Annotated in this window: 18 protein-coding genes; 11 read left to right on the top strand and 7 right to left on the bottom strand. The window is 43.5% G+C overall.

Translation table 11 applies throughout. From position 1 onward, the window contains the following. Window positions 1-11 precede the first annotated feature (11 nt). The 4 genes from ASG85_RS35145 to ASG85_RS35130 all read right to left on the bottom strand — a co-directional run bounded on the left by ASG85_RS35145 (window position 12) and on the right by ASG85_RS35130 (window position 2,760). Window positions 12-605: an NAD(P)H-dependent oxidoreductase gene (locus ASG85_RS35145; RefSeq protein ID WP_057307901.1), complete on the bottom strand. Its 594-nt coding sequence runs from the start codon at window positions 603-605 to the stop codon at window positions 12-14. After that, on the bottom strand, window positions 605-1,021 hold the full coding sequence (locus ASG85_RS35140; RefSeq protein ID WP_057307900.1) for an SRPBCC family protein: 417 nt from the start codon (window positions 1,019-1,021) through the stop codon (window positions 605-607). Before ASG85_RS35140 ends, ASG85_RS35145 begins: the two co-directional genes overlap by 1 nt. Window positions 1,022-1,086: 65 nt before the next feature. Then, complete coding sequence (locus ASG85_RS35135; RefSeq protein WP_082562675.1) at window positions 1,087-1,740, bottom strand: TetR/AcrR family transcriptional regulator; 654 nt, start codon at window positions 1,738-1,740, stop codon at window positions 1,087-1,089. A 99-nt stretch (window positions 1,741-1,839) separates the two neighbouring features. Continuing rightward, window positions 1,840-2,760: an AraC family transcriptional regulator gene (locus tag ASG85_RS35130; protein WP_057307898.1), complete on the bottom strand. Its 921-nt coding sequence runs from the start codon at window positions 2,758-2,760 to the stop codon at window positions 1,840-1,842. A 190-nt stretch (window positions 2,761-2,950) separates the two neighbouring features. On the opposite strand from ASG85_RS35130, the gene ASG85_RS35125 reads away from it, so the two are divergent. The 4 genes from ASG85_RS35125 (at window position 2,951) to ASG85_RS35110 (ending at window position 7,179) form a co-directional block, all read left to right on the top strand. Further along, on the top strand, window positions 2,951-4,132 hold the full coding sequence (locus ASG85_RS35125; RefSeq protein ID WP_060649319.1) for an MFS transporter: 1,182 nt from the start codon (window positions 2,951-2,953) through the stop codon (window positions 4,130-4,132). A 71-nt stretch (window positions 4,133-4,203) separates the two neighbouring features. Next, window positions 4,204-5,181: an aldo/keto reductase gene (locus tag ASG85_RS35120; RefSeq protein ID WP_057307897.1), complete on the top strand. Its 978-nt coding sequence runs from the start codon at window positions 4,204-4,206 to the stop codon at window positions 5,179-5,181. A gap of 135 nt (window positions 5,182-5,316) precedes the next feature. Beyond that, window positions 5,317-6,474, top strand: a complete 1,158-nt coding sequence (locus tag ASG85_RS35115; RefSeq protein ID WP_060649318.1) for an FAD-dependent oxidoreductase — start codon at window positions 5,317-5,319, stop codon at window positions 6,472-6,474. A gap of 222 nt (window positions 6,475-6,696) precedes the next feature. Beyond that, window positions 6,697-7,179, top strand: a complete 483-nt coding sequence (locus ASG85_RS35110) for a CcdC protein domain-containing protein (protein WP_057307895.1) — start codon at window positions 6,697-6,699, stop codon at window positions 7,177-7,179. An 86-nt stretch (window positions 7,180-7,265) separates the two neighbouring features. On the opposite strand, the gene ASG85_RS35105 is transcribed toward ASG85_RS35110, so the two are convergent. After that, a complete protein-coding gene (locus ASG85_RS35105; RefSeq protein WP_057307894.1) occupies window positions 7,266-7,778 on the bottom strand; it encodes a CBO0543 family protein in 513 nt (170 codons plus the stop codon). 183 nt (window positions 7,779-7,961) lie between these two features. Continuing rightward, the gene (locus ASG85_RS35100) at window positions 7,962-8,534 is read right to left on the bottom strand and encodes a hypothetical protein (protein ID WP_057307893.1); all 573 of its coding nucleotides are present in this window, start codon (window positions 8,532-8,534) and stop codon (window positions 7,962-7,964) included. Window positions 8,535-8,698: 164 nt separating this feature from the next. Here ASG85_RS35100 and ASG85_RS35095 point away from each other — a divergent pair, with 164 nt between their 5' ends. The 5 genes from ASG85_RS35095 (at window position 8,699) to ASG85_RS35075 (ending at window position 11,220) form a co-directional block, all read left to right on the top strand. Then, entirely contained in the window at window positions 8,699-8,995 is a 297-nt protein-coding gene (locus tag ASG85_RS35095; RefSeq protein ID WP_057307892.1) for a hypothetical protein, read from the top strand. Next, window positions 8,989-9,624, top strand: a complete 636-nt coding sequence (locus tag ASG85_RS35090) for an HAD hydrolase-like protein (protein WP_057307891.1) — start codon at window positions 8,989-8,991, stop codon at window positions 9,622-9,624. Before ASG85_RS35095 ends, ASG85_RS35090 begins: the two co-directional genes overlap by 7 nt. Before the next feature lie 156 nt (window positions 9,625-9,780). Then, entirely contained in the window at window positions 9,781-10,251 is a 471-nt protein-coding gene (lspA, locus tag ASG85_RS35085) for a signal peptidase II (protein ID WP_057307890.1), read from the top strand. 103 nt (window positions 10,252-10,354) lie between these two features. Then, window positions 10,355-10,690: a hypothetical protein gene (locus ASG85_RS35080; protein ID WP_060649317.1), complete on the top strand. Its 336-nt coding sequence runs from the start codon at window positions 10,355-10,357 to the stop codon at window positions 10,688-10,690. A 155-nt stretch (window positions 10,691-10,845) separates the two neighbouring features. Then, window positions 10,846-11,220 (top strand): DUF2512 family protein, encoded by a 375-nt coding sequence (locus tag ASG85_RS35075; RefSeq protein WP_060649316.1) that lies wholly within the window; start codon window positions 10,846-10,848, stop codon window positions 11,218-11,220. A 96-nt stretch (window positions 11,221-11,316) separates the two neighbouring features. Here the strand turns inward: ASG85_RS35075 and ASG85_RS35070 are convergent, their stop codons facing one another. After that, window positions 11,317-11,511 (bottom strand): DUF2892 domain-containing protein, encoded by a 195-nt coding sequence (locus ASG85_RS35070; RefSeq protein ID WP_063860470.1) that lies wholly within the window; start codon window positions 11,509-11,511, stop codon window positions 11,317-11,319. A 332-nt stretch (window positions 11,512-11,843) separates the two neighbouring features. Here ASG85_RS35070 and ASG85_RS35065 point away from each other — a divergent pair, with 332 nt between their 5' ends. Beyond that, window positions 11,844-12,623: a sulfite exporter TauE/SafE family protein gene (locus tag ASG85_RS35065; protein ID WP_060649315.1), complete on the top strand. Its 780-nt coding sequence runs from the start codon at window positions 11,844-11,846 to the stop codon at window positions 12,621-12,623. A 59-nt stretch (window positions 12,624-12,682) separates the two neighbouring features. Continuing rightward, window positions 12,683-13,813 (top strand): MBL fold metallo-hydrolase, encoded by a 1,131-nt coding sequence (locus tag ASG85_RS35060; protein WP_414858808.1) that lies wholly within the window; start codon window positions 12,683-12,685, stop codon window positions 13,811-13,813. Window positions 13,814-13,827 lie beyond the last annotated feature (14 nt).

Here is a 13,827-nt window from a genome sequence, read left to right as displayed (position 1 = left end):
AGACTCGAAAATCATAAGGGATTTGAACTAGCCTTACTCATTTCGTCGAGCATACGTTTTCGAACGATCATGGGGCTGAGATCGGGAGAGGAGATGTGTTTCACATAAAGTAAGGCACTATTTTCGATTTGGTCATCCTTCGCCTTGACCGCATCATAAAATTTATAATGTGGTAGGAAAGTCATGCCGATTTGATTGGCAAACGCTTGAAAGGGTCGGATCAGTTCGCTGATTGTATAACCAATCAAGCCACCCGACTGGTAGGACGATTCATCGCCTCCAATCGACATGGCAAGGACTAGTTCTTTCCCCGCAACAGCTTTACCGCCGGCTCCGAAAAGCCAGGAGGTCGTAAACACGTCATCGAGCCATTGCTTGAGTAAAGACGGCATACTGTACCACTGGATTGGAAATTGAAATACGATGCGGTCGTGCCTTGCGATGAGGTCTTGTTCATTCTCCACGTTGATTTCATAATCGGGGTATGCCTTATATAGTTCTTGAACTGTAATTTGATCGGGATATCCGCGCAATTCCGCCAACCAGCGTTTATTTACACGTGATTGTTCAACGTTCGGATGAGCTGCAATGACCAGAATTCGCATCAAATTCCTCCCTTTGTTTCTGCTTCGATGGTCGCTTTCATAACCTCTGCTCCGCGATTTACACGTGCTTGAATCTCAGCAGTGAGATGCTCGGGAAGGAAATCGGTTATCCAGACGAGCTTGGCGCCTCTTTCGCCATGGGGAAAGACTTGGAAGGATGCATGATGATGCAGCAGCGGCATTCGTCCTTCTTGTACCGCGTAAGCCATTCGACGTTCCTTTTCATCAACGGATACGATGAACTCGCGTACCATGCCGCCATTCGGCAGGATGAGTGTTCTTTCGTGACCGTCCATAAGGGTACCCTCGGTATAGCCGGGTACCAGTCGATGATGGACAGCACCTACGTCGCTCACCGCGTCCCATACCTGCTCCGGCGAGGCATCAATCAAAATCTCCTTGTAAATCGTTGGCAAATGATCACACTCCTTGAGCTCATTATATTTTTGATTGAGAACTCAGTCAACCATAGATTGTATATTTAATCTGGCTTGAATAACGAAATTGCCGATTCGGCGATCTGTTGGAATTTTTCCCCCATTAGGCTGTTAATTTCCGTCTCCTTCAAGCCCTGAGCGGCAAGATCTTGAAGCATCTGATCCAGATAACTCATTCCTTGGGAAATAGCTCCCCAATATTGCATGGCCATAAGATTCACGTCTCCCTGACGGATGACACCATGCCCAATTCCTTTGTCAATCGCTTGAACCATTGGCTTGATAAAGCTCTTCATCCATTCAAAGGGCGACAATTCTCCGGGCTCATACAGATGATGCAGATCCAGGCTGATTCGCATATAAAAACGCTGGGTCTGTGGATCCTTGATCACACGTTCACAGATGAGCATGGCATAGTTTTTGAATTGCGCGAGTACGGGCGAATCCTGTTCAAAATACACGGTTGTGTAGTGAAGGGACTGGTCCATCATGTTTTCGTAAAGCTCCCGAAAAAGCATCTTTTTATTCTTGAAGTAGTAATATACCAGACCATGTGCAAGACCCGCCTGATCTGCAACATCGCTCAATGTCGTAGCCGAATAGCCCTTTGCCACATAGACGTGAACGGCCGCATGTAAAATCTCTTGCTTACGTTGCTCACGAATAAACTCGTTCTGTTTCTTTGTGCGGGGAGACATGTCATCACACCTTGTTTTGATTTTTTATTAAAAGTATACGTTACAGCGATCAAGATGGAAAACGTAAGAAATGATCATTACATCGTAGGGCCGTTTGGATCATCTTACGTTTAGTCCTCGGTCATATTTTTCCTTCAGACGCTTTATGTCTGCTCTGGGAGGAGAACCAAACATACGAGAATATTCGCGGCTGAATTGGGATGCACTTTCATAGCCTACCCGGAATGCGACATCAGCGGCATCCCCTGACTCGGATAATAATAGGCGCCGAGCTTCCTGCAATCGCAGTTGTTTTTGAAACTGAATTGGGCTCATAGCTGTTACCTCTTTGAAGTGTCTGTGAAATGAAGAAATACTCATATTAGCTATTTCTGCAAGCTCTTCAATTCGCAAAGGCTTATTACAGTCATTGATAATTTGTTCGATAGCGTCCCTGATTCGATAGGTGCTGCTTCCTTCCATTGCGATTTGTGCAAGCGCAACTCCATACTGCCCTTGCAGAAGCCTATATAGAATTTCCCTTGTGTAGACGGGAGCAAGGAACGGAATGTCTTTAGGATTGTCTAGCAAACGAGCTAATCTGAGTATCGCATCTAGTATAGGTACTTCTATCTGACCGACAAACATAGCTCGCTTAGCATTTTCTTTCGGGGTGATTTGAATTTCAGAGTTATTTAAAACCTCTAAAATTTGACTTTGTGTAAATTCAAGTTTGAAACTCAAATACGGAACGTCAAGAGAGGCTTTTATGACCTGGCCGATCACCGGCAAGTTCATGGATGAAATAAGGTAGTCGGCAGGACCATATTCAAAACGCTCCTGTGCCAGCAATATCTCTTTCGAACCTTGAGCTATAAAACATAAGGAAGGCTTGTAAACTCTGTAGACGGGCTCGGTCACTTTAGAGTTGTGAATAAAAAATAAAGATGGGATAGCTGTCAGGTAAACTCCGTCCTGTCCTGAGTGGCGCTCAATCAGTTTGGCAAGCTCATTCTGCTGTTTTATTATTTCCTCAGACATAAGCTCCTCCTCGTAGTTTTTTTATCTTTTTCAATTATAAAGCATATACGTCTGAAGCGTTAGTGATAGTGAGAGGATTAGGCAATCATTTAAGACAAATGGGATAACGGTCTTTTTTTCATTTATTGCATAATTAGGTTACGCCATTTAACACACAAGAGTTCTTGATAGAACTTGAGGAGGAATGAAGGTGGAACGTATTTGGACGAGGCCGTTTATTCTCATGACGGTAGGAATGTTTTTCCTATTCACAGGATTTTATTCGCTGTATCCGACGCTGCCGCTGTTCATCAAACAGATGGGCGGCAACGAAGCGCAGGTCGGTCTGGCGGCGGGCTCGTTTATGTTGTCTGCCGTTATTTTTCGCCCGATCGTCGGTGTGCTGCTGGATCGGTTTGGCAGGCGTCCCTTTATCATCTGGGGGCTGCTTCTCTTCACCTTAGCGATGTATATGTATGACTGGATCGGCGGAATCGTCGTTTTGATGGGGCTCAGAATATTACACGGGATGAGCTGGGCGGTTTCCACAACCGCCGTTTACACGGCGATTGCCGATATGATCCCATCGGCCCGCCGCGGAGAAGGCTTGGGGTGGTTTGGCACGGCCACGACCATGGCTATGGCGGTCGGCCCGATACTCGGCATCTGGGTTACACAGAACCTGTCGTACCATGCTCTGTTTCTATTCGCCGTCCTCCTATCTGCCGCAGCGCTGCTCTTGACGTTTGGTGCAAAAATGCCTCTCCGGCCGAAATCTGGCACAAGGAGAATCGATTTTTTTGAAAAATCGGTCTTGCCAGTCACGGCATCGGGCTTTTTTCATGCTTTCGCTTATGGCGGCATTACCACCTTTGTCCCACTGTTCGCTAATTCGATCAAGGTCAATCCCGGCGCGTTCTTTCTGGCCTATGCCGCAACGCTTGCCCTGATCCGTCCCGTTGCGGGAAAACTTTCGGACCGGCACGGCGAGACGGTTGTCATTGTACCGGCTCTTGTGATTACGATTTCAGCTTTGATTACCTTGAGCTTATCGACCGGATTGTTCGGCGTGCTCATTTCGGCCGTTCTGTACGGTATCGGTTTTGGTTCCGTGAATCCGGCTCTTCAAGCGGCAACGATACGTCTTGCGCACCCGGACCGTAAAGGGGTTGCCACGGCTTCTCTCTTGACTTCTACCGACCTTGGCATCGGGCTAGGTGCGATCATGCTAGGCTGGGTCTCCCAGTATACGAGCTACCAGCTAGTGTTTACGGTCAGCGCTGTGTCGGTCTCATTTTCCTTGTTGCTGTTTACTTTCTTTGTAAAACGTTTGTTGAAAAACAAAGGGCTTCGTCCTCTGAACACCGGTTCTCTTCCCTCGGAAACCAATTAACGCTGCTCCGCTGCGGCTTGCATTCTTTTACTAGTGAAAAAAATAATAAAACTTAGGAGTGTATCGATTATATGGAGTATGTAAAACTTGGCCGCACCGGTTTGGACGTTTCACGAATATGCCTTGGTTGTATGAGTTATGGGGTACCCGAACGCGGAATCGCTCCATGGTCGCTGAATGAAGAGGAAAGCAGACCATTCATTAAAAAGGCGTTAGAATTAGGCATTAACTTCTTCGATACTGCGAATGTATACTCTGACGGAACAAGCGAGGAAATTGTCGGACGTGCATTGAAGGAATTCGCCCGTCGTGATGAGGTCGTCATTGCGACCAAAGTATACTTCCGCATGCGTCCGGGTCCGAATGGTGCGGGACTTTCCCGCAAGGCAATCATGAGCGAAATTGATAACAGCCTAAGACGGTTAGGTACGGATTACGTCGATTTATACCAGATCCACCGCTTCGATAACACTACGCCTATAGAAGAGACGATGGAGGCACTCCATGACGTAGTAAAGGCAGGCAAGGCAAGGTATATAGGAGCATCCTCGATGTATGCTTGGCAGTTCTTGAAGGCGCAGCATGTCGCCGAACGCAACGGTTGGACCCGGTTTATCTCCATGCAGAATTTATTGAATTTACTGTATAGGGAAGAAGAAAGGGAGATGCTGCCGCTTTGCCGCTCAGAGGGAATCGGTGTCATTCCATGGAGTCCGCTTGCTAAAGGTCGGTTAACCCGAGATTGGGATGAAAAGAGTGCCCGTTCAGAGATAGACGAAGCCGGACAAAGGCTAGTTGCAGCAATGGTAGACGCCGACCGCAAGATCGTGGAAAGAGTTGCCGAAGTTGCCGCTAAGCGGGGCATTCCTCGTGCGCAAGTCGCGCTTGCGTGGGTACTGCAAAAGGAGCAGGTAACGGCGCCGATCGTTGGTGCAACAAAGCTTAATCATCTGGAGGATGCAGTTGCTGCGTTGTCGGTGAAGTTAGATTCAAAAGAAATTATGAGCCTAGAAGATCCATATGTACCGCATCAGATATATGGCAATTAAACCTAGATACTTCATCACAGAAAATGATTCGTTGCTTAAATAATGAGCATTAATATTCAGTATATATCCAGTTCATAAAGTCATCGTATGCTATCGGCAGTTGAAAAAAACTTTAACTCCGAGGTGTTGATAATCATGACAATAGCAAAAGCAAAGGAACAACAACGCATCGCAATCGTAGGGGCAGGTCCGGGAGGGTTGACGTTGGCCCGGATCCTGCAGCGGCATGGCGTAAAAACAGTCGTCTATGAACGCGAACTATCCTCCGCCAGTCGCCAGCAAGGTGGTTCATTAGACATTCATCAAGATTCCGGACAATGGGCACTAAATGAGGCGGGCTTATTTGAACAATTTGAAGCGCTCGCCCGGTTTGAAGGACAAGACTTTCGGCTTCTTGATAAAACTGGCAAAGTCTATCTGGATGATGTGGCTGAGCCCAATGAAGGAGAACGTCCCGAGATAGATCGCGGAATGCTGCGCGAGCTGCTATTAAACTCCGTTGACTCTGATTGCGTTCACTGGGGGCACAATTTGATCCAAGCGATCCCTTTGGAAAATGGCATGCATGAACTTCACTTTGAGAATGGGCATGTGGATATCGTCGATCTTGTCGTAGCTGCCGATGGCGCCTTCTCGCGCATTCGTCCGCTTCTTACGAATTCTGTACCTGTATATACCGGACTCAGCATGGTAGAGTTCTACTTGGAAAATGCCGCTATCGCTCATCCAGAAATCACTGCTATTAACAGACGCGGAAAACTGTTTGCCCTTGCGGATCATAAGGGCATATTAGGACAGTTGAATGGAGACGGCCGCATCTGTGTGTATTTGGCGTTTCAAATTGACCGAGATTGGCTGGATAACATTCCGTTCGATCAGCCTGAGGAAGTGAAACGGCAGATGCTGCAACATTTTAGAGATTGGGATGAGTCGCTTACGAATTATATCCGATCCGCTGATGGCCCTATGCTCCCGAGACGCATCTATATGCTGCCTGTCGGTCTCAAGTGGGTCCACAAACCGGGTGTCACACTGATCGGTGATGCTGCGCATCTGATGTCTCCTTTCGCCGGAGAAGGTGTGAACTTGGCGATGCTGGATGCCGCGGAGCTGGCGTTGTCCATCGTTCAGCATGGCGATGTGAATAAAGCAGTTGAAGCCTACGAGGAAAAAATGTACGCATATTCGTCAAAATCTGCCGAGGTATCGGATGCGAATCTCAAGCTATGCTTCTCCGATGATGCCGCAGCCAAAATGATGGATCTGATGAACCAATATCATGACCATCAATGAAACTCCGATCCATCGATACAAGTAAAAAAAGCGTAAAAGATTTGGAACAGGTCATAGAAGAAATTATGAACAATAAAAAATTCAGAATGGTATGAGCTCCTAAGGTCGACTTATACGAATATGACAATTGTCACCTTGATCCGGTGACTTGATTCACTTTTGAAACACTCTCTAAAAGGTGATAATAAGACTATAAAATCCTTTAAGGGAGTGTTCATTACTATGAATTCAACTGTATCGATGATGATTTCGGCTTTGATTTTCTTTTTTATCTTGCGTGGACAATTAAGTGGCATGCGTAAGCCGCTAAAAAAATCAGGTGTAACGTTACTGTTGCCTATCCTATACATTTCTACTTCGCTTATGCAATTGTTCGATCCATCGCTGCATATCCGTGAAGAGCAAGTCATCGTTGCTTTGTTGATTGGTATGATTGTATCGATTCCGCTTATCTTGACGACCAGCTTTGAAGTTCGAGACAATGGCAGCACGTTTATTAAGCGTAACAAAACGGTCTTTGTACTGCTGATCGTGATCTTTGCACTGCGTTTCCTCGCGATTGCGACTATTAAATCAATCGATCCAAGCACACTTAGCTTTATGTGCAATCTGGTGACCTTTGGCTACATCGCGACTTGGCGGATCATTAGTTTTATTAGATTCAAAGGTGTCAGCTCTTCGAAGCAAGCTGCGCTGAATATTTAACACAACAATGAAAATAAGCTCTTCACCTTTTGGGTGAGAGCTTATTTTGTTTTTATGGAATCTTAAGACCGGAGGGAGGGCGAGGTTCATTTCATTTTATCAAAACCGACATGAAAAATAATCATCAATAATCCGGTATAGGGTACCGACATGAGCAAACCGAATAACGGTTTGCGATAATGAATACGCAGCATGATAAACATGAATATATCGAAAAGAGATGACCAAAGCAGGTTCCATCCGTTATGATACGTTATTGATCCACATTTCACAGATACAAATTCAAGCAAAACAAAAATGCCAGTGAAAAAGATGATGTAATAAGCCTGGGAAAGGAGTTTGCGATTTCGCGGGTAGTTCGATAGGTATACCCAGGTCGATACAGGCATGCCTATCAGAATAAGCAATAAGATCGGAATCGTGGCAACTGGAAGACCATTCGGCTCCATTTGCCAAAGTTGATATTGATAACAGATCAACTCATAAAGACCATTACACAACGCAGCAAAGAGGAGTGTTGGGTAGTACTTCTCCCAATTTCGGTCCGCAAACCGAATAGCTGCTAGCAACCATAAAACCGAGTATAAAATCGCAACCAAGGGATTTCGAACTCCTTTGTTTATGTTAAGTCCTTATTATTCCAATTAGCCCAGTGTTCATACAATTTTATTTATACTGGTATCCTTAAAGGGTCAAATTACTGATAACGAGTTCAATCATAAAGAGCAGTCTAAAACTATATTCTCTAGTTTTGGACTGCTCTTTGTTTTTGTTGATGTAGTTTACTTAACCACATTAACGTTTGCCTGTGAACTCACAAGATCACTTGAATCATCTGAGACTAAAGGTGCTGAACTCAATTTCGCCTCTTCGCGAAGTAGATAGCTGAAAAATAAGATGTAGTAAGACACGATGATGAAGAAGACACCTGCAGTCAGGGGATCTTTGGTAAATTGAGCTGGATCTACTGGATTCATGTTTGCTGAGTTTGTTGAAAGGTTGATAAAGGCCAAGCGATAGACGATTCGGCCAAGAAATAGCACCAGAACCGTAATTTCGACCCATAAATGAGTGCGATAGTACCATCCGTCTGGACGATGTTCGAAAAGGGTGTGGCGAATCGCGGTGAGTCCGAGTGCGATACCTGCCGCTAGGCCGATGATATAGCCAATGAAATGGATGGGGTGGACAAAGCCAAGCAGGAAGATGACGGCTCCGAGGATACTAAAGAGAGTGAGTCGGAATTTAAGTCTGCCTCGGGATAGCTTTTGAAAACCAATGGTTCGCTTCGCTCTTCGATAAATAAAAAAACCAATAAATAGGAATGGGATGGCATAATGCATCCAGTTTTGCATGAGAGTTCCTCCAAGAGAATCGTAGTTTTTTCTTATTGTAACAAATTTAGGCAGTTTATTAGATAAAAAATTTTATTCCGTTTACAAAAAACTGTCATACACTTAATAGTAGCGCTATAAACTTACTATTACACACAAAAAGTGCCGCAAGGAGTTGACAGTCAATGGCTCTAATCACCCATGTTAATGTATGTAATACAGAGAATGAAATTTACTGCTGTCTTCGTAATAAAATTGTGAAGCTTGACGATCAACAGAAAGAGCAATTTTGCACTGGATGTAAAATGTTTGCCGGTGATGCTGATGAACATGGAACGGGTGTATCCTGTGTATGGGAAGATGTACGTGTCGTTAGCAATCCGCATATCGCTCTAGACCCGCTTGAGGAGTTTATTCATAATCAAATCCGACAAGTGCCGCCCGAGGGTCCGGCTTTATTTCTATATACAACAGAATGGTAAAACACATTCTCTTTGATTTTGATGGGACACTGGTCGATTCTAGAGCATTGCTTGTTAAGCTTTATAATGAAATGGCCGTGCAGTATCAATTTCGCAGGATTCGAGATCAAGATCTCGCGCTTCTGAGATCACTTTCGATCTCTGAGCGGGTGGATCGCTTAGGTGTTCCGGTACTCCAAATTCCCAAGCTAGTAACGGCTGGAAGACAGCTCTATCAAAACAATATTCGTACACTGCACATTGTACCTGGGATGAAAGAGGTTATTGCCAGAATTTCCTCACAAGGGATGAAAAGCTCCATACTCTCTTCCAATTCCGAAGTAAATATTCGTCAGATTCTTAAAAATAATAAGCTGGATGGCGCATTCAAGGAAATCATTTCGGCTAAGCATATATTTGGCAAGCATCATTCCATTCGCAAAGTGATGAAACAATGGGGGACTCCTCCCTCGCGGATGATCTATGTTGGAGATGAATTAAGGGATATCGAGGCTTGCAGGAAACTAGGCGTTCCCATAGTTGCTGTTACATGGGGCTATGATTCTCAGCATTTACTGCTCAGTGGAAAGCCTGATTACTTGGTAAACTCTCCGGGAGAGCTGCTAAAAACACTTCTGTCCTTGGCCTGATAGGATGGTAAAAGAGGGAGCAAATAGCTATCACAGACTGAGTCTGGGTAGTTATTTGTGTTTGCTTTTTGTAAGTGCTGTTGCAACATTCGCAGTCGAGCGGTGTCATCATGTAAAATAGATCTATGAAGTGATATTTGCTGGAGGAGGCGTCTAATGTTATTTTATCTCATCATATTGGTCGTGACAGCCGTGGATCAAATTACGAAGGTATGGATTCGGTCTATCCTAAAAGTAGGCGAATCTATGCCGTTTTATAAAGACATCATTTCGTTTACGCATTATCAAAATAGTGGAGCAGCAGGTAGTTCGCTGCAGGGCTCAGCTCGTTATTTAGGAATTCTTGCTGTTGTGATTATTGCCGTTATTTTGTATTACCGGAAAAAAGGAAGCTTTGAAGGATTCTTCAAAGAGTGTGGTGCCGCATTTTTCGTAGGCGGTGCTATCGGGAATGGAATCGAACGATTATTATTTGGCAAAGTGACCGACTTCATCGTGTTTCGCTCTGGCCATGGTGTGATGAATTTGGCTGACTTAGCCATTAATTTGGGTGTGGTGTTTTTTGTACTGGACTTGTTTCTCTCTTACAGGCATAAGTTGCTGCCAAAAGAGAAAAAATTTCAATAAACGTAGGTATATTAAACTATATAGGTAGATCAAAAGTACTATTCGTGATATCCTTCAAGTAGACGGTTTTGATCGAGAAGACGTTAAACTGGAGGATGGTCACATGAGGCCGGATAAACAGATATTGATTGATGAATTCTTTGCAATGATTCGAAAATTGACGCGTACGGGTGCAGATATTATGTTAGTGAGGGACTTTTTCTGGAAAGCTTCCGAAATCCGTTCATTTATCCCTCCAACGGTAGAATTCATGACAGTTCTTAAAACGTACAACGCAGTCTTGTTTCATGAATTCCGAAAATCACTTGTCCCCAATACAAGTATGCATATGCTAGCGAATGTCCACATGGAAGCGGGAGAAGCGCTCATTAGTTTGGGAATTACGAGTTTGGAGCAGCTTCAACTAGCGGTCAAAGGAACAGTAGCTGTGAGTAGTTAAGAAAGTTAAACCAAGCGATGACGCCAGTCTCGCTTGGTTTTTTTGTTTGGAGAGGGAGACATAATCCATTGGGTGTAATTACCATTTAATATTCCTGCCGAGAAAAAGCCATATTAAGATACAGAATTACATTCTGTGTGAAAGAAGGAAAGAAAATGCTGCGAATGCTTGGGAAACTGTTTTTGAAGTTACTGTTAAATGGAGTTTTTTTAATCCCTATATTGATGTATTTAACGCAAGCCACACTCATCGAGGCGTTCTTTGCAACTTATACTTTTTCTCTTATGTCATATGTTGCAATTGATCAATTGTTTTTAAGAGTTACCAACAATGGGGTTGCTACCTTAGCAGATGTAGGACTAGCCTTTGTTTTCTTTTGGTTGGTCGAGAAATTCTTTTTTCATTGGTCCATAAACTTTACGACTGTGGCGATAGTTGCATTGGTTTTTGGCATCATAGAGTTCTTTATGCATAGCTATTTTCAGAAAGACAGGGGCAGGCTTGATCGACATAGTTTTAGTGATAATTAAACTTAAATTTGTATCTTGGTCCTGTAAAATTAGAAACTGAAGAAAAACTCAGATTCTGAGCTTTCCTTCAGTTTTTTAACAATTTGATATCGAATTTCATGACTTACTATTAGCCATGCAATTCGATATTCCCAAAACCGCGTTCATCGGACAGTAACGAGTTGTTCCTGTAACAATTGGCGCTAATCCAATTAAGCCCCACCAACTTTTGTAATACACCCCAGCGAGAACAATAGCGGATCCAATTGTAATTCTTATAACTTGCTCCGTTTTCCCAACGTTACACTGCATAATAAAACCTCCAAAGGATAGTTGATAAAAAACAGCCATAGACAAAAAGTATGAATGCTGTTGTATTCACAGCACACACTGAATATATTGTCCTTTTCTAAGTCAAACAATCAATCAAATGAGTTTGTAATTTCAGGAGTTGACGAAAATGAAAATCTTGTTTATAGTAGCAATATACCCATACGGGTATAAGTAATGACGATGATTTGTAAAGGTGGTGTAAAAATTTCCGAACTAATAGGTATGAGGTAAGAGAATTTTTTTTGCAATTTTATATACCCCCATGGGTATATAATCGGCTTTTAATATGTAATATGGAAAGGCAGCGCCTTATGGATTTAACATGGATCATAACTATTTTCATAATTGGATTTTTGGGCTCGTTTATTTCAGGAATGGTGGGAATTGGCGGTTCCATTATTAACTATCCGATGTTGTTATTTATACCAGTGGCTTTAGGATTTACGGCTTTTACCGCGCAGGAAGTATCTGCAATCAGTGCAATTCAAGTGCTTTTCGCAAGTTTAATGGGGATGCTCGTGTTTCGAAAAGGAGGATTTCTAAATAAAAGCTTAGTGCTCTACATGGGAACTTCAATTATCGTTGGCAGCTTCATAGGGAGCTATGTGTCCAACACGTTACCAAGTTCAGCTATCAATTCCTTTTATGCCATTTTGGCGCTGATTGCTGCAATTATGATGTTTTTACCTAAGCAAGGACAAGATGCCCAAGACGTAAGTAAAGTTACATTTAATAAACCACTAGCGGTTATTTTAGCTTTAATCATCGGGACGGTATCAGGGATCGTAGGCGCGGCGGGTGCCTTCATAACGGTACCGGTAATGTTAGTGGTTCTTAAGATCCCAACGAGGGTTGCTATCGCTTCATCCTTAGCTATAACTTTTATATCCTCCATTGGCTCTACGACCGGAAAGCTATTAGGAGGGCATATGCTTATGGTTCCATCTATCGTACTTGTCGTTGCAAGTACAATTGCATCACCGATTGGAGCTAAGCTCAGTAAGAAAATCAACACGAAGATTCTTCAATGGATTCTGTCTGCTTTGATAACGGCAACTGTCTTTAAAATTTGGTATTCTATTTTACTTTAGAATCAACTGACTTTTACTCTCGGAGGGAACTATACATGAATGATAAACAGGTACATGGAATGAATGCTTCAAAGCTAGCAAAAAAGGTTTTGAACCAAACGCCTATTTTTATTTTAGATGTTCGGAATGAAAGTGACTTCAACGATTGGAAAATAGAAGGTGAGAATGTCCGTATTATCAACGTGCCTTATTTCGAACTTCTTGATGGCGTAGATGAAATTCTTGATCAAATTTCGGATGACCAGGAGGTTTTAGTTGTTTGCGCGAAAGAGGGATCATCGAAGTTCGTAGCTGAACAGCTGGTCGAAAGCGGAAAACAAAACATTTCTTATTTAATTGATGGTATGAAATCTTGGAGTGAGCATCTTGAGCCTGTGAAAATTGCAGACTTGAAAGATGGGGGCACCCTGTATCAATTTGTGCGGTTAGGCAAAGGATGTCTATCTTACATGGTGATTTCTAACGGAGAAGCTGCGGTTATTGATGCTGTACGGTTCACCAAGGTGTTTGAGGATTTTGCCAAAGAAAATCATGCCGTCATCAAACATACCGTGGATACTCACCTTCATGCCGATCATATCTCAGGCGGCCGGCAGTTAGCTGAGAATACGGGGGGGTCTTACTGGCTTCCGCCTAAGGATGCTACAGAGGTTGTGTTCCACTATGAAAAGCTTGAAGAAAGCAGCCAACTTATCGTTGGCCAAACAGAAATCAATATCCAGCCGATTTATTCTCCTGGTCACACGATTGGAAGCACATCACTCATGATTGATGATCAATATTTGCTTTCCGGGGATATTTTATTTGTGAAGTCGATTGGCCGTCCTGATTTGGCTGGGAAAGCAGAAGATTGGGTCACTGACCTCAGAACGACATTGTATGAGCGATATAAGCAGCTGTCTGAAGATCTAATCGTGCTTCCTGCCCACTTTGGGACAATTGCGGAATTAGGTGATAGAGGGCAAGTAGCTGCACGTCTTGGCGATTTGTTTAAAGAAAATCCTGGTTTAAACATACACGACGAATCCGAATTCAGACGCACCGTTTCTGAGTATCTGCCACCACAACCGAATGCCTATCAGGAAATACGCCAAACGAACATGGGGAAAATAAGTCCGACAACTGAGGAACAGCGAGAAATGGAAATTGGACCAAACCGTTGTGCCATTCATGATGACAAAACAAAATGATTATATGGAGGAAT

The sequence above is a fragment of the Paenibacillus sp. Soil724D2 genome (assembly GCF_001427935.1).
Classification (GTDB): Bacteria; Bacillota; Bacilli; order Paenibacillales; family NBRC-103111; genus Paenibacillus_E.
Note: the sequence above shows the minus strand (reverse complement) of the source record. Positions and strands in the feature narration are given on the sequence as shown.